At 54.1% G+C, this 22,364-nt stretch carries 15 protein-coding genes, 1 pseudogene and 1 riboswitch; of the genes and pseudogenes, 5 read left to right on the top strand and 11 right to left on the bottom strand.

Annotated elements, in window-relative coordinates:
* Positions 1-20: 20 nt before the first annotated feature.
* The gene (gene lptD, locus ACUU1I_RS04455; protein ID WP_000746145.1) at positions 21-2,375 is read right to left on the bottom strand and encodes an LPS assembly protein LptD; all 2,355 of its coding nucleotides are present in this window, start codon (positions 2,373-2,375) and stop codon (positions 21-23) included.
* Positions 2,376-2,629: 254 nt separating this feature from the next.
* Here lptD and djlA point away from each other — a divergent pair, with 254 nt between their 5' ends.
* On the top strand, positions 2,630-3,445 hold the full coding sequence (djlA, locus tag ACUU1I_RS04450) for a co-chaperone DjlA (protein ID WP_001200573.1): 816 nt from the start codon (positions 2,630-2,632) through the stop codon (positions 3,443-3,445).
* A gap of 116 nt (positions 3,446-3,561) precedes the next feature.
* Here djlA and rluA read toward each other — a convergent pair whose 3' ends face one another.
* From rluA to araB, 6 genes and pseudogenes are all read right to left on the bottom strand, one after another.
* A complete protein-coding gene (gene rluA, locus ACUU1I_RS04445; protein ID WP_000525171.1) occupies positions 3,562-4,221 on the bottom strand; it encodes a bifunctional tRNA pseudouridine(32) synthase/23S rRNA pseudouridine(746) synthase RluA in 660 nt (219 codons plus the stop codon).
* An 11-nt stretch (positions 4,222-4,232) separates the two neighbouring features.
* Positions 4,233-7,139 (bottom strand): RNA polymerase-associated protein RapA, encoded by a 2,907-nt coding sequence (gene rapA, locus ACUU1I_RS04440; RefSeq protein ID WP_001116992.1) that lies wholly within the window; start codon positions 7,137-7,139, stop codon positions 4,233-4,235.
* Between the two features lie 163 nt (positions 7,140-7,302).
* Complete coding sequence (gene polB / locus ACUU1I_RS04435) at positions 7,303-9,654, bottom strand: DNA polymerase II (protein ID WP_000035614.1); 2,352 nt, start codon at positions 9,652-9,654, stop codon at positions 7,303-7,305.
* 74 nt (positions 9,655-9,728) lie between these two features.
* Complete coding sequence (gene araD, locus ACUU1I_RS04430; RefSeq protein WP_000888666.1) at positions 9,729-10,424, bottom strand: L-ribulose-5-phosphate 4-epimerase; 696 nt, start codon at positions 10,422-10,424, stop codon at positions 9,729-9,731.
* A 199-nt stretch (positions 10,425-10,623) separates the two neighbouring features.
* The gene (araA, locus tag ACUU1I_RS04425; RefSeq protein WP_000151746.1) at positions 10,624-12,126 is read right to left on the bottom strand and encodes an L-arabinose isomerase; all 1,503 of its coding nucleotides are present in this window, start codon (positions 12,124-12,126) and stop codon (positions 10,624-10,626) included.
* 10 nt (positions 12,127-12,136) lie between these two features.
* A pseudogene (gene araB / locus ACUU1I_RS04420) lies at positions 12,137-13,773 on the bottom strand (ribulokinase).
* A gap of 338 nt (positions 13,774-14,111) precedes the next feature.
* Between araB and araC the strand changes: the two are divergent.
* On the top strand, positions 14,112-14,990 hold the full coding sequence (araC, locus tag ACUU1I_RS04415) for an arabinose operon transcriptional regulator AraC (protein ID WP_005065955.1): 879 nt from the start codon (positions 14,112-14,114) through the stop codon (positions 14,988-14,990).
* 85 nt (positions 14,991-15,075) lie between these two features.
* On the top strand, positions 15,076-15,840 hold the full coding sequence (locus tag ACUU1I_RS04410) for a DedA family protein (RefSeq protein WP_001148403.1): 765 nt from the start codon (positions 15,076-15,078) through the stop codon (positions 15,838-15,840).
* 113 nt (positions 15,841-15,953) lie between these two features.
* On the opposite strand, the gene thiQ is transcribed toward ACUU1I_RS04410, so the two are convergent.
* The 4 genes from thiQ to sgrR form a co-directional block, all read right to left on the bottom strand.
* On the bottom strand, positions 15,954-16,652 hold the full coding sequence (thiQ, locus tag ACUU1I_RS04405) for a thiamine ABC transporter ATP-binding protein ThiQ (protein WP_000916288.1): 699 nt from the start codon (positions 16,650-16,652) through the stop codon (positions 15,954-15,956).
* The gene (thiP, locus tag ACUU1I_RS04400; RefSeq protein ID WP_000235706.1) at positions 16,636-18,246 is read right to left on the bottom strand and encodes a thiamine/thiamine pyrophosphate ABC transporter permease ThiP; all 1,611 of its coding nucleotides are present in this window, start codon (positions 18,244-18,246) and stop codon (positions 16,636-16,638) included. Before thiP ends, thiQ begins: the two co-directional genes overlap by 17 nt.
* Complete coding sequence (thiB, locus tag ACUU1I_RS04395) at positions 18,222-19,205, bottom strand: thiamine ABC transporter substrate binding subunit (protein WP_005065963.1); 984 nt, start codon at positions 19,203-19,205, stop codon at positions 18,222-18,224. Before thiB ends, thiP begins: the two co-directional genes overlap by 25 nt.
* A 30-nt stretch (positions 19,206-19,235) precedes the next feature.
* A riboswitch (TPP riboswitch) is annotated at positions 19,236-19,335 on the bottom strand.
* A 33-nt stretch (positions 19,336-19,368) separates the two neighbouring features.
* Positions 19,369-21,024 (bottom strand): DNA-binding transcriptional regulator SgrR, encoded by a 1,656-nt coding sequence (gene sgrR, locus ACUU1I_RS04390; RefSeq protein ID WP_005065968.1) that lies wholly within the window; start codon positions 21,022-21,024, stop codon positions 19,369-19,371.
* 88 nt (positions 21,025-21,112) lie between these two features.
* On the opposite strand from sgrR, the gene sgrT reads away from it, so the two are divergent.
* The gene (sgrT, locus tag ACUU1I_RS04385; RefSeq protein WP_001248770.1) at positions 21,113-21,244 is read left to right on the top strand and encodes a glucose uptake inhibitor SgrT; all 132 of its coding nucleotides are present in this window, start codon (positions 21,113-21,115) and stop codon (positions 21,242-21,244) included.
* A 101-nt stretch (positions 21,245-21,345) separates the two neighbouring features.
* A partial coding sequence (gene setA / locus ACUU1I_RS04380; protein WP_032156898.1) for a sugar efflux transporter SetA occupies positions 21,346-22,364 on the top strand: 1,019 nt, incomplete at its 3' end.

Genomic DNA, 22,364 nt, shown 5'->3' with positions numbered 1-22,364 from the left:
TTACGTGGTAAATCAACAAATCACAAAGTGTTTTGATACGGCAGAATGTTCGAACGCAGCATCTCTTGCGTACCCAGACCGTAGTTGGAGCTCAGGCCGCGAAGTTCGATGTTAAAGCCGATTGCGTTGTCATATACCGCATGTTGTTTATCGTTATCCCAACCGTTCAGCTTCCGCTCGTAACCGACGCGAATTGCATAGCAGCAGGAGCTGTATTGCACACCTAACATAGAGTCGGCTTGCTTGTTCGCATTGGTGTCGTAGTAGTAGGCCCCAACAATGGACCAACGATCGGCAATTGGCCTGCTGGCGACAGCACCTACCTGCGAAATACCATTCTTATATTGCTCAGCAGTGGAATAGTACTTAGGCAGCGTAGCCTGAATATATTCCGGGCTGGCGTAATGGTAATTCAGCTGTACCAGACGGTCTTCATCCCGACGGTATTCAATGCTGGAGTTACTGGTCGCTACGTTATCCAGACGTGTATCGTACTGAATCCCGCCACGCAATCCCCAACGCTCGGAGATACGCCAGTAGGTGTCGCCTGCCCACACCAGTGAGCCCGTTTTGTCGTCATTCTCCCATGTTATGTTGTCATCGCCAGTGCGAGACTCCGTGAAATAGTAGATTTGACCAACGGAAATATTAAAACGTTCAACGGCAGCATCATCATATATGCGAGATGTGACACCGGTCGTCACCTGGTTAGCGGAGGCAATACGGTCAAGACCGCCGTAAGTCCGGTCCCGGAACAGGCCAGAGTAGTCAGATTGCAGCAGAGACGAGTCGTAGTTATAGATGTCGCTCTGATCGCGATACGGCACGTACAAATACTGCGCGCGCGGTTCCAGCGTTTGGGTATAACCCGGAGCCAGCATTTCCATATCGCGTTCAAAGACCATTTTGCCGTCAACTTTGAATTGCGGCATTACGCGGTTAACGGATTCGTCCAGCTTGGTCGTGTTTCTGGAGTTATACCAGTCAAGATTGGTTTGCTGATAATGGGTTGCCAGAAACTTCGCTTCGGTATTGATGCTGCCCCAGTTATTAGAGAGCGGCAAATTGATGGTCGGTTCCAGGTGAACACGGGTTGCTTCAGGCATGTCGTCTCTGGTGTTAACAAAGTGCACTGCCTGGCCGTAAATACGCGTATCAAACGGACCAACATCATTCTGGTAGTAATTAACGTCTAACTGCGGCTCTGCCGAGTAGCTACTGGTGTTCTGTTCGCTGAAAACCTGGAACTGCTTGGTTGAAACGGTGGCATTGAAGTTTTGCACCGCATAGCCAACGCTGAATTTTTGCGTTGCGTAGCCGTCAGTACTGGAACCGTACTTGTTATCGAAATCATTGAAGTAGCTAGGATCGCTGACCTTGGTGTAGTCGACGTTGAAACGCCACACCTGATCCATGACCCCGGAGTGGTTCCAGTAGAATAACCAACGACGTGAACTGTCATCGTTCGGGTGTTCATCTTCATAGACTTTATCTGAAGGCAGATAGTCCAGTTCCATCAAGCCAGCGCCCGCCTGGGAGAGGTAGCGGAATTCGTTCTCCCACATGATGTTGCCACGACGATGCATATAATGCGGCGTGATGGTGGCATCCATATTTGGCGCGATGTTCCAGTAATATGGCAGGTAGAACTCAAAGTAGTTGGTGGTGGTGTACTTGGCGTTCGGGATCAAGAAACCAGAGCGACGTTTGTCACCCACCGGCAACTGCAAATAGGGGCTATAAAAGATCGGTACCGGACCCACCTTAAAGCGGGCGTTCCAGATCTCCGCAACTTGTTCTTCGCGGTCATGAATAATTTCGCTACCTACCACGCTCCAGGTGTCAGAACCCGGCAGACAGGAGGTAAAGCTACCGTTATCCAGAATGGTATAGCGGTTTTCGCCACGTTGTTTCATCAGGTCCGCTTTACCGCGACCCTGGCGACCCACCATCTGGTAATCACCTTCCCAGACGTTGGTATCTTTGGTGTTCAGATTCGCCCAGCCTTTCGGCCCTTTGAGGATCACCTGGTTATCGTCGTAATGGACATTACCGAGCGCATCAACGGTACGTACCGGCTCCGGTTGTCCTGGTGCCTCTTTTTGATGGAGCTGCACTTCGTCGGCCTGCAGACGGCTGTTACCCTGCATGATATCCACGCTGCCAGTAAACACGGCGTCATCCGGGTAGTCCCCTTTCGCGTGGTCAGCATTGATAGTCACGGGTAAGTCATTGGTATCGCCCTGTACCAGAGGACGGTCATAGCTTGGCACGCCCAACATGCACTGTGAGGCGAGGTCGGCTGCCAGTCCCTGTTGACTATAAAGGGCGGTGGCAATCATGGTGGCCAGGAGAGTGGGGATACGTTTTTTCATACGTTGATTTTATTGTTCCATCATCGGTAACGTTGCGCGTGACAAACGGTCAGAGACTAACGTACTTGTCATCTCTACGCTAGTGTTAATCCTGTCCGAATAGCGTCAGTGGTGTTAGGCACGGCATTGAATGACAGGTATGATAATGCAAATTATAGGCGATGTCCCACAATTGACCGCAGCCGGAAAACGGTAAAAGCACCTTTATATTGTGGGAGATAGCCCTGATATCCGTGTGTCGATTTGGGGAATATATGCAGTATTGGGGAAAAATCATTGGCGTGGCCGTGGCCTTACTGATGGGCGGCGGCTTTTGGGGCGTAGTGTTAGGCCTGTTAATTGGCCATATGTTTGATAAAGCCCGTAGCCGTAAAATGGCGTGGTTCGCCAACCAGCGTGAGCGTCAGGCGCTGTTTTTTGCCACCACTTTTGAAGTGATGGGGCATTTAACCAAATCCAAAGGTCGCGTCACGGAGGCTGATATTCATATCGCCAGCCAGTTGATGGACCGAATGAACCTTCATGGCGCTTCCCGTACTGCGGCGCAAAACGCGTTCCGGGTGGGAAAATCAGATAATTACCCGCTGCGCGAAAAGATGCGCCAGTTTCGCAGTGTCTGCTTTGGTCGTTTTGACTTAATTCGTATGTTTCTGGAGATCCAGATTCAGGCGGCGTTTGCTGATGGTTCACTGCACCCGAATGAACGGGCGGTGCTGTATGTCATTGCTGAAGAATTAGGGATCTCCCGCGCCCAGTTTGACCAGTTTTTGCGCATGATGCAGGGCGGTGCACAGTTTGGCGGCGGTTATCAGCAGCAATCTGGCGGTGGTAACTGGCAGCAAGCGCAGCGTGGCCCGACGCTGGAAGATGCCTGTAATGTGCTGGGCGTGAAGCCGACGGATGATGCGACCACCATCAAACGTGCCTACCGTAAGCTGATGAGTGAACACCATCCCGATAAGCTGGTGGCGAAAGGTTTGCCGCCTGAGATGATGGAGATGGCGAAGCAGAAAGCGCAGGAAATTCAGCAGGCATATGAGCTGATAAAGCAGCAGAAAGGGTTTAAATAAGTTTTAAACTGTAGGCCTGATAAGACGCGGCCCGCGTCGCATCAGGCAATCGGCGCACAATTGCCGGATGCGGCGTGAACGCCTTATCCGCCTACCGAACTGCGCCAGCGTGACGATTAAAAATCCGCTGGCGCTTTAAACGTCATACTATTGCCATACGCCGGATGGGTAATCGTCAACATCTCTGCATGTAGCAACAAACGCGGTGCCATCGCTCTCGCTTCTGGTGATGCATAAAAACGATCGCCGAGAATCGGATGCCCCAGCGCCAGCATATGCACACGCAATTGATGCGAACGCCCGGTAATCGGTTTTAACACCGCTCTTGCCGTGTTATCCGCCGCATACTCCACCACTTCATATTCCGTCTGCGCAGGTTTACCCGTTTCGTAACAGACTTTCTGTTTCGGGCGGTTTGGCCAGTCGCAAATCAGCGGCAGATCCACCAGACCTTCTGCGGGGGATGGATGCCCCCAGACGCGGGCCACATACTGCTTTTTCGGCTCGCGCTCGCGGAACTGGCGTTTTAACTCCCGCTCCGCGGCTTTGGTCAGCGCCACTACAATCACGCCGCTGGTAGCCATATCCAGACGATGCACCGATTCTGCCTGCGGATAATCACGCTGAATGCGCGTCATCACGCTGTCTTTGTGCTCTTCCAGACGACCCGGCACTGACAACAAACCGCTCGGCTTGTTGACCACCATAATATGGTCATCCTGATACAGGATAACCAACCAGGGTTCCTGCGGTGGATTGTAGTTTTCCATCCCCATTTTCGGCTCCGTTACTGATGCGTTACAACGATCAAACGCAGGGCATCCAGACGCCAACCTGCCTGATCCAGGCTTTCCATTACCTGCTGACGGTTGCTCTCAATGGCGGTCAGTTCGTCGTCACGAATGTTCGGGTTCACTGCACGCAGAGCTTCCAGACGAGACAGCTCGGCAGACAGTTTTTCGTCGGCTTCGTTACGCGCTGCATCAATCAATGCACGGGCAGATTTCTCGATCTGCGCTTCACCCAGTTGAAGGATAGCGTGAACATCCTGCTGCACGGTGTTAACCAGTTTGCTGCCGGTGTGACGGTTAACCGCGTTAAGCTGGCGGTTAAAGGTTTCAAACTCTACCTGCGCCGCCAGGTTGTTGCCGTTTTTATCCAGCAGCATACGTACCGGCGTCGGTGGCAGGAAGCGGTTGAGCTGCAACTGCTTCGGAGCCTGGGCTTCAACCACATAAATCAGTTCCACCAACAGCGTACCTACCGGCAACGCTTTGTTTTTTAACAGTGAAATCGTGCTGCTACCGGTATCGCCAGAAAGGATCAGATCCAGACCGTTGCGGATCAGCGGATGCTCCCAGGTAATAAACTGTGCATCTTCACGCGCCAGCGCCACTTCACGATCAAAGGTGATGGTGATGCCATCTTCCGACAGGCCAGGGAAGTCCGGCACCAGCATATGATCGGACGGCGTCAGCACGATCATGTTGTCGCCGCGATCGTCCTGATTGATACCGATAATATCGAACAGGTTCATGGCGAAGGCGATCAGGTTGGTATCGTCATCCTGCTCTTCAATGCTTTCTGCCAGTGCCTGGGCTTTTTCGCCACCGTTGGAGTGGATTTCCAGCAGGCGGTCACGACCCTGTTCCAGCTGTGCTTTCAGCGCTTCATGTTGCTCGCGGCAGCTTTTGATCAGATCGTCAAAGCCTTCGGTTTGATCCGGTGAAGCCAGATAGTTAATCAGATCGTTGTATACGCTATCGTAAATAGTGCGTCCGGTCGGGCAGGTGTGCTCAAATGCATCCAGACCTTCGTGATACCAGCGCACCAGCACCGACTGAGCGGTTTTCTCCAGATAAGGCACATGGATCTGAATATCGTGCGCCTGGCCGATACGATCCAGACGACCAATACGCTGCTCCAGTAGATCCGGGTTGAATGGCAGGTCAAACATCACCATGTGGCTGGCGAACTGAAAGTTACGTCCTTCAGAACCGATTTCTGAGCACAGCAGTACCTGTGCGCCGGTGTCTTCTTCGGCAAACCAGGCGGCAGCGCGGTCACGTTCGATAATCGACATACCTTCGTGGAACACCGCAGCGCGAATACCTTCACGTTCGCGCAGTACCTGCTCCAGTTGCAGCGCAGTGGCAGCTTTGGCGCAGATCACCAGCACTTTCTGAGAGCGATGGCTGGTCAGGTAGCCCATCAGCCACTCAACGCGCGGATCGAAGTTCCACCAGGTGGCGTTATCACCTTCAAATTCCTGATAAATACGCTCCGGGTAGAGCATATCGCGAGCACGATCTTCCGCACTTTTACGTGCGCCCATAATGCCGGAGACTTTAATAGCCGTCTGATACTGCGTCGGTAGCGGCAGCTTAATGGTGTGCAGCTCGCGTTTCGGGAATCCTTTCACACCGTTACGCGTGTTACGGAACAGCACGCGGCTGGTGCCGTGGCGATCCATCAGCATCGAAACCAGCTCCTGACGGGCGCTCTGGGCATCTTCGCTGTCGCTGTTTGCTGCCTGCAACAGCGGCTCGATATCCTGCTCGCCGATCATCTCGCCGAGCATGTTCAGTTCGTCATTGCTCAGTTTGTTACCTGCCAGCAGAATGGCAACGGCGTCCGCAACCGGACGATAATTTTTCTGCTCTTCAACGAACTGCGCAAAATCGTGGAAACGGTTCGGGTCCAGCAGACGCAGACGGGCGAAGTGGCTTTCCATCCCCAGCTGTTCCGGGGTCGCGGTCAGCAGCAGAACGCCCGGCACGTGCTCTGCCAGTTGTTCAATGGCCTGATATTCACGGCTTGGCGCATCTTCGCTCCACACCAGGTGATGCGCTTCATCGACCACCAGCAGGTCCCATTCGGCTTCACAGAGATGTTCCAGGCGCTGTTTGCTACGACGGGCAAAATCCAGCGAGCAAATCACCAGCTGTTCGGTGTCAAACGGGTTGTAAGCATCGTGCTGAGCTTCGGCATAACGCTCATCATCAAACAGAGCAAAGCGCAGGTTGAAACGGCGCAGCATTTCTACCAGCCACTGATGCTGTAAGGTTTCCGGGACGATAATCAGCACACGTTCAGCAGCGCCAGAGAGCAGTTGCTGATGCAGGATCATCCCGGCTTCAATGGTTTTCCCTAAACCCACTTCGTCAGCCAGCAGGACGCGCGGCGCGTGGCGGCGACCAACATCATGAGCGATGTTGAGCTGATGCGGGATCAGGCTGGTACGCTGACCGCGCAGGCCGCTGTACGGCATACGGAACTGTTCGCTGGAATACTTACGCGCGCGATAACGCAGCGCAAAGCGGTCCATACGGTCAATCTGCCCGGCAAACAGACGGTCCTGCGGTTTGCTGAACACCAGTTTGCTATCAAGGAAAACTTCACGCAGGGCTACGCCGGACTCTTCAGTATCCAGGCGAGTACCGATATAGGTCAGCAAGCCATTTTCTTCTTTTACTTCTTCGACTTGCATCTGCCAGCCGTCATGGCTGGTAATGGTATCACCAGGGTTGAACATCACGCGGGTCACGGGGGAATCACTGCGTGCGTACAGACGGTTTTCACCAGTAGATGGGAAAAGTAAAGTGACAGTTCGCGCATCCACCGCGACAACGGTTCCAAGTCCCAATTCGCTTTCTGTATCGCTGATCCAGCGTTGACCAAGTGTAAAAGGCATATGTGTTCGGCTCTATATCTTTAATTGCAGGCAATAACCACCCGCTACCGTGCTTATGAGGTAGTGGTGTTATTCAGGTCCAGGAATGGAAAGGGCGCTATGGTACTGGATGGCAAAGCATTCGTCACGCATCAAAATGGTATCTGGCGAACTCTTTTTTTGCTCAAAATAGCCCAAGTTGCCCGGTCATAAGTGTAGCAAAATTATCCTCAATAAAAGGGAGTATTCCCTCCGCCACGGGTTGTAGCTGGCGGGTCAGATAGTGTTCGTAATCCAGTGGTGAACGTTGGTAGTCCAGCGGCTCCGGGCCGTTGGTGGTCCATACGTACTTAATGGTGCCGCGATTCTGATATTGCAAGGGGCGACCGCGCTTTTGATTTTCTTCATCGGCAAGGCGAGCGGCGCGTACATGAGGCGGAACATTACGCTGATATTCGCTCAGCGGACGGCGAAGGCGTTTACGGTAAACCAGCCGCGCATCCAGTTCACCCGCCATCAGTTTGTCGATGGTTTGGCGGACGTACTCCTGATATGGCTCGTTGCGGAAGATACGCAGGTACAGCTCCTGCTGAAACTGCTGGGCCAGCGGCGTCCAGTCGGTGCGCACGGTTTCCAGCCCTTTAAACACCATCCGCTGCTTGTCGCCCTCCTGAATCAGCCCGGCGTAGCGCTTTTTACTGCCGGTATCAGCTCCGCGAATGGTTGGCATAAGAAAACGGCAGAAATGAGTTTCATACTCCAGTTCTAATGCGCTGGTCAGCCGTTGTTTTTGCAGCGTTTCCGCCCACCAGGCGTTAACGTGCTGCACCAGTGCACGACCGATTTTCGCCGCCTCTTCTTCCGAATGTGCACCTTTTAGCCAGACAAAAGTCGAGTCGGTATCTCCGTAGATAACGTCGTAGCCCTGCGCTTCAATCAATGCTTTGGTCTGCCGCATGATCTGATGACCACGCATGGTGATCGACGATGCCAGGCGCGGATCGAAGAAGCGGCAGGCGGTGGTGCCGAGCACGCCATAAAAGGCATTCATAATGATCTTCAGCGCCTGCGAAAGCGGCTTATTACCCTGACGTTTGGCTTCATCGCGCCCGTGCCAGATGTTAGTCACAATCTCCGGCAGGCAATGTTTCTCCCGTGAGAACCAGGCATCGAGAAAACCTTCGGTACTGTGCTCTGGATCAGGTTGCGCCATGCCTTCAACCAGCCCGACGGGATCAATCAGAAAGGTGCGGATGATCGACGGGTACAGGCTTTTATAGTCCAGCACCAGCACTGAATCATAAAGCCCTGGCCGTGAATCCATCACGTAGCCGCCAGGGCTGGCGTGCGGCGGCACTTCGCCGAGATTAGGCGCGACATAACCAGCGCGATGCATTCGCGGAAAATAGAGATGACCAAACGCTGCCACCGAACCGCCGTGCCGATCCACCGGCAGGCCGTTCACCGTTGCTCGTTCGAGTAAAAATGGCATGATTTCAGTTTTGTGGAAGATCTGCGTCACCAGCTCGCAATCTTTCAGGTTATAAGTTGCCAGCGCAGGTTTATCTTCGGCGAAACGGCGGTCAATTTCGTCCATTCGAACCCACGGGTTATCGATAGATTTTCCTTCGCCTAATAGCTCCTGAGCGACAGTTTCCAGCGAGAATGAAGAGAAATTCCAGAACGCGGATTTCAGCGCCTCGATACCGTCGATAATTAGCCGACCTTTAGCCTGGGCAAAAAAGACGCCGTTTTTAAAGCCGTGCTCGCGCCACTCCAGCTCGCTATTATCGCGCCCAAGACGCAGCGGAAGACGGTAACGCTCGGCATGTTTTTGCAGCATTCGCAGATCGAACTGCACCACGTTCCAGCCGATGATCACATCGGGATTGTGGTTTGCAAACCAGGCGTTGAGTTTTTCCAGCAGCAGCGGGCGGCTGGCGACGTATTCCAGTTCGAAATCAAGCGAGGAGGCGTCGCCATTCTCCGGCCCCAGCATATAAACGATGCGCTGCCCGCAGCCTTCCAGGCCGATGCAGTACAGCTCACCGTGGCGGGTGGTTTCAATATCTATAGAAACCCACTTGAGCGGCGGACGATAGTCGGGATGCGGTTTCAGACGGGCATTAACGATAGTGCCATTGTGCATATCACCCTCGACCCACACCGGTGAGGTGATAAACCGCTCCATCAGATAGCGTTCTGGCGGGCGCACATCGGCCTCGTAGACGGTAACGCCACCTTCACGCAGGCGCTTTTCGTAATTCATCAATTGGCGATGGGCGCGACAGTAAAGGCCATACACCGGCTGGCGGTGAAAATCCTTTAACGCCAGCGGTGTCAGACGAAAGCCTTGTTCACCCTGCAAAATATGCTGAGCGCGGGGAACCTGATCGGCGTGAATAAACGCCACGGACTCTTGCGGTGCAAGCGTAACCTGCAACGGCCCGTTGTCCGTCGCCAGCCAGAAGGAGACTTCTGTCCCTTGCGGGGTGTCCCGCCAGTGTCGGGTTAAGATAAAACCTGCCTGCGCCACGCTGAAAATCCATCAAAAAACCAGGCTTGAGTATAGCCTGGTTTCGTTTGATTGGCTGTGGTTTTATACAGTCATTACTGCCCGTAATATGCCTTCGCGCCATGCTTACGCAGATAGTGTTTATCCAGCAGCGTTTGCTGCATATCCGGTAACTGCGGCGCTAACTGACGGCAGAATATCCCCATATAAGCGACCTCTTCCAGCACGATGGCGTTATGCACCGCATCTTCGGCATTTTTGCCCCATGCAAACGGGCCGTGGGAATGGACCAGAACGCCGGGCATTTGCGCTGCATCGATACCCTGTTTTTCAAAGGTTTCTACGATGACGTTACCGGTTTCCCACTCATATTCGCCGTTGATTTCTGCGTCGGTCATTTTGCGGGTGCAGGGAATGGTGCCGTAGAAATAGTCGGCGTGGGTGGTGCCGGTTGCTGGAATCGACTGACCCGCCTGCGCCCAGATGGTGGCGTGGCGCGAGTGCGTATGCACAATGCCGCCAATGGAGGGGAATGCCTGATAGAGCAGCCGGTGAGTTGGCGTGTCGGAGGAGGGCTTTTTCGTACCTTCAACCACTTCACCGGTTTCGATGCTAACCACGACCATATCGTCAGCGGTCATGACGCTGTAATCGACGCCGGAAGGTTTGATCACAAAGACGCCGCGCTCGCGATCAACGGCGCTGACGTTGCCCCATGTGAGCGTGACCAGGTTGTGTTTTGGCAGCGCCAGGTTGGCTTCTAATACCTGGCGTTTGAGATCTTCTAACATGTTGACTCCTTCGTGCCGGATGCGCTTCGCTTATCCGGTCTACAAAATCGCAGCGCGTAGGCCTGATAAGACGCGCCAGCGTCGCATCAGGCGTTGAATGCCGGATGCGCTTTGCTTATCCGGCCTACAAAATCGCAGCGTGTAGGCCAGATAAGACGAGTCAGCGTCGCATCAGGCGTTACATACCTGATGTGGCTACTTAGCGACGAAATCCGTAATACACTTCGTTCCAGCGCAGTGCGTCTTTAAACGCTGGCAGGCGGGTGTCGTTATCAATCACCGTGATTTCAATGTCGTGCATCTCGGCGAACTGGCGCATATCGTTGAGGTTCAGCGCATGGCTGAAGACGGTATGGTGCGCGCCACCAGCGAGGATCCACGCTTCGGAAGCAGTTGGCAGATCCGGTTGCGCTTTCCACAGTGCATTAGCCACCGGCAGTTTCGGCAGGGAGTGCGGTGTTTTCACCGTGTCGATACAGTTAACCAGCAGACGGTAACGATCGCCGAGATCAATCAGGCTGGCGACAATCGCTGGACCGGTTTGGGTATTGAAGATCAGTCGGGCAGGATCGTCCTTACCACCAATACCGAGATGCTGAACGTCGAGGATCGGTTTCTCTTCTACGGCAATCGACGGGCAGACTTCCAGCATATGGGAGCCGAGCACCAGGTCATTACCTTTCTCGAAGTGATAGGTGTAGTCCTCCATAAAGGAGGTGCCGCCCTGCAGACCGGTTGACATCACCTTCATGATGCGAAGCAGGGCGGCGGTTTTCCAGTCGCCTTCGCCCGCAAAGCCGTAACCCTGCTGCATCAGACGCTGTACGGGCAGACCTGGAAGCTGTTTCAGACCGTGCAAATCTTCAAAGGTGGTGGTGAACGCGTGGAAGCCACCTTGTTCCAGGAAACGCTTCATCCCCAGCTCAATACGCGCCGCTTCCAGCACGTTCTGTCGTTTTTCGCCGTGGATTTGTGTGGCAGGCGTCATGGTGTAGCAGCTTTCGTACTCATCGACCAGCGCGTTAACATCGCCGTCGCTGATGGAGTTCACCACCTGCACCAGATCGCCAACCGCCCAGGTATTGACGGAGAAACCGAACTTGATCTGTGCGGCAACTTTATCGCCATCGGTGACCGCCACTTCACGCATGTTATCGCCAAATCGGCAGACTTTCAGATGACGGGTATCCTGTTTAGAGACCGCCTGACGCATCCAGGAGCCGATACGCTCATGGGCTTGTTTATCCTGCCAGTGACCGGTAACGACGGCATGTTGCTGACGCATACGCGCGCCAATGAAGCCGAACTCGCGACCGCCATGTGCAGTCTGGTTCAGGTTCATAAAGTCCATATCGATACTGTCCCACGGCAGCGCCGCGTTGAACTGGGTGTGGAATTGCAGCAACGGTTTGTTGAGCATGGTCAGGCCGTTGATCCACATTTTGGCCGGGGAGAAGGTGTGCAGCCACACCACCAGACCAGCGCAACGATCGTCGTAATTCGCGTCGCGGCAAATAGCGGTGATTTCATCCGGCGTGGTGCCCAGCGGTTTCAACACCAGTTTGCAGGGCAGTTTCGCTTCCGTATTCAGCGCATTAACAACGTGCTCGGCATGTTGGGTGACCTGACGCAGGGTTTCCGGGCCATACAGATGCTGGCTGCCAATGACAAACCACACTTCATAATTATCAAAAATCGTCATTATCGTGTCCTTATAGAGTCGCAACGGCCTGGGCAGCCTGTGCCGGGGCGGAAGTTGGAAGATAGTGTTGTTCGGCGCTCATCGCCCATTGCTGATAGCGGCGATAAAGCTGTTCAAAGCGTTGTGCCTGTTCGCTGCGCGGTTGCAGGGTTTTCTCTACCGCACTGGCCATTTTTTGCTGGGCTGATGGGATGTCTGCGTGCACTTTCGCGGCGACGGCAGCAAAAATCGCCGCACCGAGCGCACAGCACTGGTCAGAGGCAACAATTTGCAGCGGGCGATTCAGCACGTCGCAGCAGGCCTGCATAATGACCTGGTTTTTCCGCGCGATGCCGCCCAGCGCCATCACGTTATTGACGGCGATCCCCTGATCGGTAAAGCACTCCATGATTGCGCGTGCGCCAAAGGCGGTGGCAGCAATCAAACCGCCGAACAGCAGCGGAGTGTCGGTAGCGAGGTTAAGATCGGTAATCACCCCTTTCAGGCGTTGGTTAGCGTTTGGCGTGCGACGACCGTTAAACCAGTCGAGCACCACCGGCAGGTGATCCAGAGACGGATTTTTGGCCCATGCTTCGGTCAGCGCCGGAAGCAGTTGTTTCTGGCTGGCGTTGATTTGCGCTTTCAGTTCCGCATGCTGGGCGGCAAGCTGTTCCAGCGGCCAGCCGAGTACGCGACCAAACCAGGCGTAGATATCACCAAACGCCGATTGGCCTGCTTCCAGACCGATAAATCCAGGCACCACGCTGCCATCAACCTGACCGCAAATACCTTTAACTGCCCGCTCGCCAACGCTCTGTTTGTCGGCAATCAGAATGTCGCAGGTGGAAGTACCGATAACTTTTACCAGTGCGTTAGGCTGTGCGCCTGCGCCAACTGCGCCCATTCCGGGCATAAGGTGCCCACCGGAATATCGGCAGTCCAGGTGTCAGTGAACAGCGGGGAAGGCAAATGGCGATTGAGGATCGGGTCCAGCTCATCAAAGAAACTGGCTGGCGGCAAGCCGCCCCAGCTTTCGTGCCACAGAGATTTATGCCCGGCGCTGCAACGTCCGCGACGAATATCCTGCGGGCGGGTGGTACCGGAAAGCAGAGCTGGCACCCAGTCGCACAGCTCAATCCACGATGCGGCAGATTGCGCCACGGCGCTGTCCTGGCGAGTCACATGCAGGATTTTTGCCCAGAACCATTCGCTGGAATAAATACCGCCAATATAGCGGGAGTAGTCAACGTTGCCCGGCGCGTGGCACAAACGGGTAATCTCTTCCGCTTCTTCAACCGCAGTGTGGTCTTTCCACAATACGAACATCGCGTTCGGGTTTTCGGCAAACTCCGGGCGCAGCGCCAGCACGTTACCGTCGGCATCAATCGGTGCGGGCGTCGAGCCGGTACTGTCAACGCCAATCCCGACCACAGCTGCGCGCTGTTCGACGCTAAGCTCTGCAAGCACGGTTTTCAGTGCCGCTTCCATTGACTCAATGTAGTCACGCGGATGATGACGGAACTGGTTATTCGGGGCATCACAAAATTGCCCTTTTTGCCAACGGGGATACCACTCTACGCTGGTGGCGATCTCTTCACCGCTGGCGCAGTCCACCGCCAAAGCTCGCACAGAATCACTGCCAAAATCGAGGCCAATTGCAATCGCCATCGTTTCACTCCATCCAAAAAAACGGGTATGGAGAAACAGTAGAGAGTTGCGATAAAAAGCGTCAGGTAGGATCCGCTAATCTTATGGATAAAAATGCTATGGCATAGCAAAGTGTGACGCCGTGCAAATAATCAATGTGGACTTTTCTGCCGTGATTATAGACACTTTTGTTACGCGTTTTTGTCATGGCTTTGGTCCCGCTTTGTTACAGAATGCTTTTAATAAGCGGGGTTACCGGTTGGGTTAGCGAGAAGAGCCAGTAAAAGACGCAGTGACGGCAATGTCTGATGCAATATGGACAATTGGTTTCTTCTCTGAATGGCGGGAGTATGAAAAGTATGGCTGAAGCGCAAAATGATCCCCTGCTGCCGGGATACTCGTTTAATGCCCATCTGGTGGCGGGTTTAACGCCGATTGAGGCCAACGGTTATCTCGATTTTTTTATCGACCGACCGCTGGGAATGAAAGGTTATATTCTCAATCTCACCATTCGCGGTCAGGGGGTGGTGAAAAATCAGGGACGAGAATTTGTCTGCCGACCGGGTGATATTTTGCTGTTCCCGCCAGGAGAGATTCATCACTACGGTTGTCATCCGGAGGCTCGCGAATGGTATCACCAGTGGGTTTACTTTCGTCCGCGCGCCTACTGGCATGAATGGCTTAACTGGCCGTCAATATTTGCCAATACGGGTTTCTTTCGCCCGGATGAAGCGCACCAGCCGTATTTCAGCGACCTGTTTGGGCAAATCATTAACGCCGGGCAAGGGGAAGGGCGCTATTCGGAGCTGCTGGCGATAAATCTGCTTGAGCAATTGTTACTGCGGCGCATGGAAGCGATTAACGAGTCGCTCCATCCACCGATGGATAATCGTGTACGCGAGGCTTGTCAGTACATCAGCGATCACCTGGCAGACAGCAATTTTGATATCGCCAGCGTCGCACAGCATGTTTGCTTGTCGCCGTCGCGTCTGTCACATCTTTTCCGCCAGCAGTTAGGGATTAGCGTCTTAAGCTGGCGCGAGGACCAACGTATCAGCCAGGCGAAGCTGCTTTTGAGCACCACCCGGATGCCTATCGCCACCGTCGGTCGCAATGTTGGTTTTGACGATCAACTCTATTTCTCGCGGGTATTTAAAAAATGCACCGGGGCCAGCCCGAGCGAGTTCCGTGCCGGTTGTGAAGAAAAAGTGAATGATGTAGCCGTCAAGTTGTCATAATTGGTAACGAATCAGACAATTGACGGCTTGACGGAGTAGCATAGGGTTTGCAGAATCCCTGCTTCGTCCATTTGACAGGCACATTATGCAAGCATTGCTGGAACACTTTATTACCCAATCTACCGTGTATTCATTGATGGCGGTGGTGTTGGTGGCCTTTCTGGAGTCGCTGGCGCTGGTCGGTTTGATTCTACCCGGTACGGTGCTGATGGCGGGGCTGGGAGCGCTGATTGGCAGCGGCGAGTTAAGTTTCTGGCACGCTTGGCTGGCAGGGATTGTCGGTTGTCTGCTGGGCGACTGGATCTCCTTCTGGCTGGGCTGGCGTTTTAAAAAGCCGTTGCATCGCTGGTCATTTCTGAAGAAAAACAAAGCATTACTCGATAAAACTGAACATGCGTTGCATCAACACAGCATGTTCACCATTCTGGTCGGTCGCTTTGTTGGCCCGACGCGTCCGCTGGTGCCAATGGTGGCGGGAATGCTGGATCTGCCGGTGGCAAAATTCATTACGCCGAATATTATCGGCTGCCTGCTGTGGCCACCGTTTTACTTCCTGCCTGGGATTCTGGCGGGCGCGGCGATCGATATTCCAGCCGGAATGCAGAGCGGCGAGTTTAAATGGTTGCTGCTGGCGACGGCGGTATTTTTGTGGGTTGGTGGCTGGCTGTGCTGGCGGTTATGGCGCAGCGGTAAAGCAACCGATCGTTTAAGTCATTATTTGTCGCGCGGCCGTTTGTTGTGGCTGACGCCGTTGATTTCTGCCATCGGCGTGGTGGCGCTGGTGGTGTTAATTCGCCACCCGTTGATGCCGGTGTATATCGATATTTTGCGTAAAGTGGTTGGGGTTTAGGGGATTGTCTTGTGCGGGTTGCCTCATGCGACGCTGACCGCGTCTTATCAGGCCTACAAAACGCACTGTCCGTAGGTCGGATAAGGTGTTCACGCCGCATCTGACAGTGCATACTAACCCGTAATCCCCAATATTGCCGAAGCACTCGCCTTACCGCTCAACAATTCTTCAGTCTTACCCTGCCAGGCGATGCGCCCGTCGGCGACCACCACCGAGCGTGTGGCGATCCGCGCCGCATCTTCCACACTGTGCGACACCATCAATAGCGTCATTTTTTGCTGCTGGCAGCTCGTGCTCACCAGCGTCAGCATCTCCTGACGTAACGCCGGATCGAGCGCAGAGAACGGTTCATCGAGCAATAAAATCGGCTGTTCGCGCACCAGACAACGCGCTAACGCCACGCGCTGTCGCTGACCGCCGGAAAGCTCGCCCGGTAACCGCGCCATTAAATTATCAATCCCCATCTGACGGGCAATCGCGTGCATTTTCTCCTGCTGTGCCGCGTTCAGTTTCAACCCCGGATTTAGCCCCAGCCCGATGTTCTGCGCGACCGTCAGGTGGCTGAACAGGTTGTTCTCCTGAAACAGCATCGACACCGGACGGCGTGACGGCGGCGTCGTGGTGTGATCAACGCCATCGATAGTCAGCGAACCGCTGGCTGGCGTCAGAAAACCGGCAATCAAATTCAGCAGGGTACTTTTACCCGCGCCGCTTGGCCCGAGGATTGCCACCTGCTCGCCGCGTTCTACCGTTAAGCTAAAACGCATCGGCAAATGGTGATAAAGCCAGGTGATATCAGTCAGTTTTAACATTTCGCCCCGGTAGTTTTTCAATCACGGTAAACAGCAGAAAACAGAGTAGTAGCAGAATTAACGCGGTGACCGCGCCGTCCTGGCTGCGATAGGAGCCAATTTGCTGGTAGAGATAAAACGGCAGGGTACGGAAATCATCGTTACCGAACAACGCCACTACGCCAAAATCACCAATCGACAGCACGCAGGCAAAAGCCAGCGCCTGCGCCAGTGGACGTTTCAGGGCGCGCAGCTCGACCACTTTTAAGCGCGACCAGCCTTCAATGCCCAGCGACTGACACAACATACTGTAGCGGGCGGTGATATCGCGCATCGGGTTTTCCAGTACTTTCAGCGCATAAGGGATCGCCATTAACGCATTGGTGAAAATCACAATGCCGTCAGCAGATTGTGGCAGGCCGATAGTGTTGTTGAGCAGTAAAAAGAAGCCGGTAGCCAGCACAATCCCCGGCATGGCGAGGATCAACATGCCGCTCATCTCCAGCGCCTGACCCGCCAGCATTTTCTGCCGCGCCCGCAGTTCGCGACTGCTCCATAGCAGCATCATGGTCAGCACTACGCACAATACACCTGCCGCCAGCGCAATACGCAACGAGGTCCACAGCGCCTGCCACAGCACCGGTTGTGCCAGCACTTCCGGCAACTGGCGATTTACCCCATCGACGATCACCGCCAGCAACGGTGGCAGCAACAGCAGCAGCGCCAGCACTATTAACACCGTGTCGCAAATGCGGCTATGCAGACGATCGTCCGGATCGCGCCAGCCTTGCAGCAGCGTGGTGCCGGGCGCAATGGCCTTACTTAGTCGCTGACTCAACAGCACCAGCCCAAGGCAACACACCATCTGGAGCAGCGCCAGCATCGCCGCGCGGGCAGGATCGTAGTCGTAACTCAGCGCCTGATAAATAGCCAGCTCGATAGTGGTTGCCTGCGGACCGCCGCCCAGCGATAGCACGGTGGCGAAGCTGGCGAAACAGAGCATAAAGATAAGCGCGGCAACCGGCGGGATTTGTCGCCGTAGCCACGGCCATTCGACGAAGCGGAAAAAATGCCAGCCGCGCATCCCAAGCTGGGCGGCAAGCTGACGTTGTTCGCCGGGAATGTTTTCCAGTGCCTGGAGTAATAAGCGGCTCGCCATCGGCAGATTAAAAAATACGTGCGCCAGCAAAATGCCTTGCAGGCCGTAGGGCGAAAAGGTCCACTCCAGACCGAGCGATTGGCAGAGCGATGCCAGCCAGCCCTGACGACCATAGACGCTAAGAATGCCGAAAACAGCAACTAGCACCGGGAGGATCAAGGTCATTGCGCACAGACGCAACAGCGCCAGCCGACCCGGAAAGCGCCTGCGATAGAGGGCGCGGGCGAGGAATATCGCGGGTACGACAGAGAGTAGCGCCGAGAGAAACGCCTGCCAGAAGGAGAAGCGCACCACATGCCACAGGTAGCTGTCCTGCCAGACTGCCACCCAGTTACCCTGCGGCGCGTTCCACCACAGGGCGAGAAACGCCGCGAGCGCAACCGCTACCACCAGCGTGGCGGCGCTTACACCTGGAATTAACCAGCCGGGAATTAACGGCTGACGGCGCGTTGCCATTCGCTAATCCATGCCTGACGTTGTGCCGCCACTTCAGCTGGTGTGAACTCCAGCGTGGTGGCCGGTTTGGTCAATTGTTCAAACCCGGCAGGCAGCGTGACATTTGCCACCGGATACATCCAGTTACCGGTTGGGATCGCATTCTGAAAAGCCGGAGAAACCATAAACTGGAGGAATTTTTGCGCCAGCTCCGGCTGCTTGCTGGCAGCGGTGCGGGCGGCGACTTCCACCTGCAGATAGTGACCTTCGCTAAAGTTCGCGGCGGCGTAGTTATCTTTTTTCTCTTCGAGAATGTGATAAGCCGGAGAGGTGGTGTAACTCAGTACCAGATCGCTTTCACCTTTTAAAAACAGGCCGTAGGCTTCGCTCCAGCCTTTGGTGACCGTGACGGTTTTCTTCGCCAGTTTTTGCCAGGCTTGTGGGGCGTCATCGCCATAGACTTTTTGCATCCACAACAGCAGACCCAGCCCCGGCGTGCTGGTACGCGGATCCTGATAAATCACCCGCCAGTTCTGATCGCTCTCAACCAATTCTTTCAGGCTTTGCGGCGGGTTTTTCAGTTTGTTCTTGTCATAGACGAAGGCGAAATAGCCGTAATCAAACGGGACGAAAGTGTCATTATTCCAGCCGCTGGGAACGTTAACGGCATCCGCTGCCACACCGCTTTTGGCAAATAGTCCGGTTTTACTGGCGGCGTCTAACAGATTGTTATCCAGCCCCAGCACCACATCGGCTTTACTATTTTTGCCTTCCATCCGTAGACGGTTGAGAAGCGAAACGCCATCTTCCAGCGCCACCAGTTTCAGTTCGCAGTTACAGTCGGCTTCAAAAGCTTTTTTGATCTTTGGACCAGGCCCCCAGTCGGCGGCGAAGGAATCGTAGGTATAAACAGTCAGAACGGGTTTAGCGAAAACGGGCGCTGTGCACAGCAACAGCAGGGGAAGACATTTTTTTAACACTTTGCACCTCAAAAAAGAGTGGCAAAGGACTTGAGAAGGAGCCTCAAATCCCTTCGCCGGCGTTATCCGGATCAGGTTCGACGGGTATTTTCTCAGCGCACGCGTTTGCGTGGCACCCCGTTGAGAACGGCGTTAGTGTAGTGATTTTGTTATCTACCAGCAATCATGGATCCGGTGGCGCAAACCACGCTGATTTAAAATCGAACCAGCCGAGGGTATTCATACGCAGGCCGCGCATACTGCGTTGTCCCTGAATGATCAGCCAGTGGTGGATAAGCGGCACCATTGCTTTACTGGCGACCAGTTGCTGGCACCAGTTCGCCAGGTTCATTTCGCCATTGCGCCAGCGGGCGGCGTCGGCTTGCCAGTCGATCGGAATACAGTGTTGGAGCAGCGGCACCTCGCACAAGTGCGCGAACAGCGAAAAATCCAGCGGCAGCGTAAAGTTGGCGCTATTAAGCCAGATATCGCTCTCGATCTCTCCTTCATGCCACTGATCGTAGCTGATCTCTTTGATTTCCAGCGTGACCTGGTGACTTGCCAGAATCTGCTGCATGATCCCGGCAATCACCCGATGCTCACTGTGATCCTGATAAAAGGTCAGGGTGAGGCTTTCCAGGCCAGCCGGTTTTTCGCTCTTTATGGTGCGGGCATGGTGCCAACGGGGGAGCAGTCCATAAGCCGGGAACCACAGTTGCTGGTACTGTTCCTCAGCGAAATAGACCAGATTAGTTGGAGAAAGCACATAGCTTACCCAGTCCCTGACTTGCTGATTCGCCCCGCGATGGGTGCGGCTGTCGAACAGTAAATAGTAGCAACCTTCCTCCAGGCGGCTTTCAATCTCTTTTTCCTCGCCCTGTGGACCTTTTAGCATCAGATCACCGGCTGGCTCGTCGGCAATTTCCGGCAGAACCCAGACGTTAACTTCGTCGATTAATGCCCGGTAACCGAAGAAGTCATCGAATGCCTGAATTTTCAGTTGATTGGTGCTGTTGCGAATCACCGCATACGGACCGGTGCCAATAGGATGGCTGGCAAAGTTACTGAGGGTTTCCCATTCGCACGGCAGGATCATCGCCGGAACTTGCCCCAGCAGTAACGGCAACCAGCGGTCCGGCTGCGTGAGATGGATATCCAGCGTCCAGGGCGTCGGCGACACAATGTCCGTAATATGCGAATAGAGCGGCAGCGTATTGATTCGTTTTAAAGAGGCGATCACGTCGTCCATTTCCAGTTCACGACCATGATGAAAATGGACTCCTGGACGCAAAAAGAAACGCCAGTGAAGCGGTGATATTTGCTGCCAGTGGTGGGCGATGTCTGCTTCCAGTTCCCCATTTTCCTCATTTATGCGCGTTAGCGAACTGAAGATTTGCCGGGCAATATGGGTTTCGGAACGGCGCAATGCGCTGCCAGGTAGCAGATTACGCAACGGACGATAGTAGAGCACGCGCAGGATGTGCCGCCCCTGGCGGAAGCTGCGGCCCAGATGAGAAACCAGCATTTGCCGCACAGTCGCTTTGTCGCCAACCAACTGCACTAGTTGGTCGATACGATCCTGCTCCAGCAGGTCTTCCGCCCGCTGTTGCTGAAGCGCCAGCCCGGTATAGAGGAATGTCAGACGCGAGCGTTTACCGCGCCCGACTTCCGCTTCCCACGTCAGCCAGCCGCGATCCTGCATGGTGTTGAGCAGGGTACGCATATGACGACGCGAGCAGCTCAATAACGCTGCCAGTTCGTTGAGCGTTGTGTCCTGCGATTTACCCTCGCAGCATTGCCACAGGCGGATGAACTGTTGTTGCAGACGAGCAGATGGCATAAAAGGGGAACTCCTGCGCAAAAGACAGCAATTTTATTTTCCCTATATTAAGTCAATAATTCCTAACGATGAAGCAAGGAGATGCCCCATGCGTCAGTTTTATCAGCACTATTTTACCGCGACAGCGAAGTTGTGCTGGTTGCGTTGGTTAAGCGTCCCACAACGATTAACCATGCTTGAAGGACTGATGCAGTGGGATGACCGCAATTCTGAAAGTTGACTTGCCTGCATCATGTGTGACTGAGTATTGGTGTAAAATCACCCGCCAGCAGATTATACCTGCTGGTTTTTTTTATTCTCGCCGCGCTAAAAAGGGAACGTATGATCTGGATAATGACGATGGCTCGCCGTATGAACGGTGTTTACGCGGCATTTATGCTGGTCGCTTTTATGATGGGGGTGGCCGGGGCGCTACAGGCTCCTACATTGAGCTTATTTCTGAGTCGTGAGGTTGGCGCGCAACCTTTCTGGATCGGACTCTTTTATACGGTGAATGCTATTGCTGGGATCGGCGTAAGCCTCTGGTTGGCAAAACGTTCTGACAGTCAGGGCGATCGGCGAAAACTGATTATATTTTGCTGTTTGATGGCTATTGGCAATGCGCTACTGTTTGCATTTAATCGTCATTATCTGACGCTTATCACCTGTGGTGTGCTTCTGGCATCTCTGGCCAATACGGCAATGCCACAGTTATTTGCTCTGGCGCGGGAATACGCGGATAACTCGGCGCGAGAAGTGGTGATGTTTAGCTCGGTGATGCGTGCGCAGCTTTCTCTGGCATGGGTAATCGGTCCACCGCTGGCCTTTATGCTGGCGTTGAATTACGGCTTTACAGTGATGTTTTCGATTGCCGCCGGGATATTCACACTCAGTCTGGTATTGATTGCATTTATGCTTCCGTCTGTGGCGCGGGTAGAACTGCCGTCGGAAAATGCTTTATCAATGCAAGGTGACTGGCAGGATAGTAACGTACGGATGTTATTTGTCGCCTCGACGTTAATGTGGACCTGCAACACTATGTACATTATTGATATGCCGTTGTGGATCAGTAGCGATTTAGGATTGCCAGACAAACTGGCGGGTTTCCTGATGGGGACGGCAGCTGGACTGGAAATACCAGCAATGATTCTGGCTGGCTACTATGTCAAACGTTATGGTAAGCGGCGAATGATGGTCATTGCAGTGGTGGCAGGAGTGCTGTTTTACACTGGATTGATTTTCTTTCATAGCCGTATGGCGTTGATGACGCTGCAACTTTTTAACGCTGTATTTATCGGCATTGTTGCGGGTATTGGGATGCTATGGTTTCAGGATTTAATGCCTGGAAGAGCGGGGGCAGC

The sequence above is a fragment of the Shigella sp. SIG3 genome, from assembly GCF_053555855.1.
Note: the sequence above shows the minus strand (reverse complement) of the source record. Positions and strands in the feature narration are given on the sequence as shown.